4 protein-coding genes and 1 pseudogene are annotated in these 3205 nt (G+C 61.8%); 1 reads left to right on the forward strand and 4 read right to left on the reverse strand.

The window, feature by feature from the left end:
• Nucleotides 1-218: 218 nt before the first annotated feature.
• The 3 genes and pseudogenes from X773_RS73460 to X773_RS77200 all read right to left on the reverse strand — a co-directional run.
• A pseudogene (locus X773_RS73460) lies at nt 219-542 on the reverse strand (substrate-binding domain-containing protein); the annotation flags it as partial.
• Nucleotides 543-767: 225 nt separating this feature from the next.
• Entirely contained in the window at nt 768-1073 is a 306-nt protein-coding gene (locus X773_RS77195) for a hypothetical protein (RefSeq protein ID WP_023680972.1), read from the reverse strand.
• The gene (locus tag X773_RS77200; RefSeq protein ID WP_023680973.1) at nt 1042-1353 is read right to left on the reverse strand and encodes a hypothetical protein; all 312 of its coding nucleotides are present in this window, start codon (nt 1351-1353) and stop codon (nt 1042-1044) included. Before X773_RS77200 ends, X773_RS77195 begins: the two co-directional genes overlap by 32 nt.
• Nucleotides 1354-1645: 292 nt before the next feature.
• Here X773_RS77200 and X773_RS0140675 point away from each other — a divergent pair, with 292 nt between their 5' ends.
• Complete coding sequence (locus X773_RS0140675; RefSeq protein WP_036239966.1) at nt 1646-1909, forward strand: helix-turn-helix transcriptional regulator; 264 nt, start codon at nt 1646-1648, stop codon at nt 1907-1909.
• 300 nt (nt 1910-2209) lie between these two features.
• Here the strand turns inward: X773_RS0140675 and X773_RS73470 are convergent.
• Nucleotides 2210-3205 (reverse strand): DUF3363 domain-containing protein (locus tag X773_RS73470; protein WP_023680975.1); only part of this gene is annotated, 996 nt, incomplete at its 5' end.

The raw sequence follows: 3205 nt of genomic DNA on the forward strand, positions 1-3205 counted from the left end.
ACCGGCTTCAGGGCCAGTTAATCAATGACGGATCCTATGCCGGCATGAGCGAGGGCATCATGAATCTGATCCATAGGGCTGAGGCCGCCTAAGCTCCTCACACTTTCAGGACTTTTCACCATCGGCCAAGAGGATCCCGTGGACAGGCGTGAGTTCGGCAGGACTGGATTGCAGGTATCCGCGCTGAGCTTTGGTGCGTCCTCTCTGGAGGTGTGGGCATGGGCCTCGCCGAAACCCTTGGCAGAGGCAAACTCGAAATCCCAATTGGCCCCCTTCTGGCCGGGCGATTCATGCGTGATGACGATGATGCCGGCGTCCTTGGCCTTCTGCAGCACCGGCTCGAGCACCTTGGCGTCGTTCGGCACCACGCCGATGACTTTTACGCCCTGAGCGATGAGATCCTCGATGGCGCGAACCTGAAGTGCAGGATCGGCGCTGGTCGGGCCAACCATGAACGCATCGATGCCGAGCTTCTGACCGCGCTCCTTGATACCGGCCTCCATCGCGTTGAACCACGGAATGCCACCAATCTTCACGACGATGCCGACCTTGCCGGCCTATTGCGCCAGCGCCGCGAACGATGCGCCAAGCGATAGCGATGGGCGAGCGCCACGGCGGACGCTTCGCTGCAAGTTGATGGGTTCTCCGCCGCAGCCGAAGTTGTGTTGGACGGGTCTTCATATCTCGCCCCCATCTTAGTCTTTCAGGCTCGGAAACAGCAGCCAGCCCGCCGTCCGGGGAATGCCGCTTGCCGTGAAGAGCTGTTCCTACGGGATCATCTGTTGGGCGATGCGCACCAGATCATTGAGCGCCGAGCGGATCTGCGGCCAAGGGAACTCGGAGCATTCCTCCCAGGCCTCGCCCTCACGCAACACGGCATCGAGCTTGCCCGCTATACCGGCGAGAGTCGTGGCGGGCGTGGACGAGATCACTTCCAGCAGATCCTCCGCCCGGTCACCAGCCTCGCGCTCGGCCCTGAGCGCTGCGGTGTAACCGGTCTCCTCGGCAGCCGCATCCCAGCGTGCCTGATGCGCCGCGAAATCAGCTTCGGCTCTCTCGCGCAGAGCCGCCATAGCCGGCCCCTTTGCCGAGCACGCTATGGAGCGCCTCGATCGAGTGGAGCGTCACGTCCTCACCCTCGGGCAGGCAGATGCTCACACAAGGAAAGCCAACGCTGTGGACAAGCTGCGTCTCGAGGCGCTGCTGCCCCTGGCAAAGCTGCTCTGTCAGCTTGTGGGCTTTCTCCCATTCAAGCCAAACCGCCAGCGCTGGATCGGAGGGGGGCGTCTTCGTTGCCGCTACGTTACCGGCAACCGCATTCTTCTCAAGCACCAAAGCGGCCGGCGTGATCATCGCTCCCGCAAGCACTTGCCTGCGAGTGACGAAGGCAGAGTCATGGTATTGTCGGAATCAGATGGGGTATTCGGCTCGAGCCCATCTTCAAAGGTGATGCAAAGAGGTGTTGCNGTAAGGCAGAAAATGACAAAAGCGCTTGACCCCAAGCCGCCGAATAGAGAAGCCATGATCCGAGCTCCAATCAGCTTGGGTAGTGGTTAGGCCGTGCAAGGTGTAACGAGCACCTCGTGCGGCCGCATCTTTGTCTTCCAAAATGTCACTTTTTGTGACTTTTAACAAGCAGAATATCATGAAAAAAGACATATCGCCCCAGCAGCTCCGCGCCGCCCGAGCCTTAATTGATTGGACGAGAGAGGATCTGGCTAACGCATCGGGGATAACCGTTCGCACGCTCGTCAGAATTGAGAATGCCCAAACCACTTCGAGGCAAACCACGTTTGACGCGTTAGTTGCGGCGCTCGAAACTGCCGGGATCGAATTCATCCCGGAAAACGGTGGTGGTGCTGGCGTTCGCCTGGCGCGTAGATCTAACAGTCCAAAAGGCCAAATGTGACCGTTTTGCATAGACCGGCTGTCGTTCGTAACCGTGGCCTGCGGGATTACCGAAAGCCGCAATTGCGTATCCGACCTGTTGGAGCGGCGCTCGACTGGTCAGAGGGAAGGCTTGGCGCGCTGCTCCTCAATAGGTGAGCTAGCAACAGCTCGTCTGGACCGAAGACGATCCGCTCCGAGGCCGCCCGAAACGGCGGCGAAATTCTCAAGGCTCTGACGGATGGAGCAACAGAATTCCTTGTGGAGCGCGGCAGCGGAACCTGGAGTAGGAAAGGCCTTGGTGAGCACCATACCTCAGCCGTCACATCCCGATTCCGCGCTTTCTGCCGAAGCTCCAGTCGATGCCGCCGCTGTTTTGCACGAGGCCGGTGATGTGCTGGCCGATGCGCCCTTCCAGCATCGGCTGCCAGGGCACGAGCCGAAAGCCGAGACCATTGTCCAGCATGGCGAAGCGCCCGCTCGCAAGACTGACGGGGCCAAGCAGCGTGCCGCCGACATGATTGCCGGGCTGGACGGGCGCGAAAGTGAGGCCGCGCGCAGCGGCCATTTCTTTGCCGACGCGCGCGACCTCCTGGCGCTCCAGCGTGCCAACAAGGTCGCGCGCGAAGGTGATGGTCCGGCTCGTCGCGTCGCGTTCGGCATGGCCCATCCTGACAAGCTGGGCAGCCCGTTTATCGAGCGCGTTGTCGACGTCGAGACCAAAGCCTGACCGGACCAGCGGCATGGGGATCCTGGCCGTAAGCTCCCGGTCGAGCCAGGTGGCGCCGTCGCTGCCGATCTGCGCGTCGAGGTCAAGCGTCGAAAGCACGCGGATGGAGAAGTCCTTGCCGCGGCTGCGGGCATCGTAGGCGATGCCGCGCTCGGGCAAGTTTTCCGGAATGCGCCAGTGGTCTTCGTCGATGCGTTCGACATGGCCGGCCCGGCGCAGCGCTTCGAGACGGCGGACATGGAAGCGGACGAAGGCGTCCGGGTCCTTGCCCTGCTGCAAAAATGTTTCCCGGATCGCCTCCAGGTGCCTGCTCGGCCGATAGATGCCATCCTCGCCGGCTGCGACGCCGATGTTGCGGTCGGCGGCACGCGGCTCCTCCTTCGGCGGGATCGGATCAAGCGCTACGATATGGCCGCGCTGGATGTCTTCGAGCTTTGCCGCATCGGCGGTCTCGACATAGTGCGTTCGTCCGTCGACGCCATCGATGACGAGCGACAGCCGGTCGCTCATCTCGTCGCCGGCAAGCCCCTTGGCAAGCACACGGCCGACGACCGGCTCGGTGATGGTCTGGCGGTGCATGACATATTG

It is taken from the genome of Mesorhizobium sp. LSJC280B00 (assembly GCF_000502835.1).
In the GTDB taxonomy this organism is placed as follows: domain Bacteria; phylum Pseudomonadota; class Alphaproteobacteria; order Rhizobiales; family Rhizobiaceae; genus Mesorhizobium.

Coding starts and splice junctions, on each gene's coding strand:
- X773_RS77200 (WP_023680973.1), bottom strand. CDS start 1,353: ATGATCACGCCGGCCGCTTTGGTGCTTGAGAAGAATGCGGTTGCCGGT.
- X773_RS77195 (WP_023680972.1), bottom strand. CDS start 1,073: ATGGCGGCTCTGCGCGAGAGAGCCGAAGCTGATTTCGCGGCGCATCAG.
- X773_RS0140675 (WP_036239966.1), top strand. CDS start 1,646: ATGAAAAAAGACATATCGCCCCAGCAGCTCCGCGCCGCCCGAGCCTTA.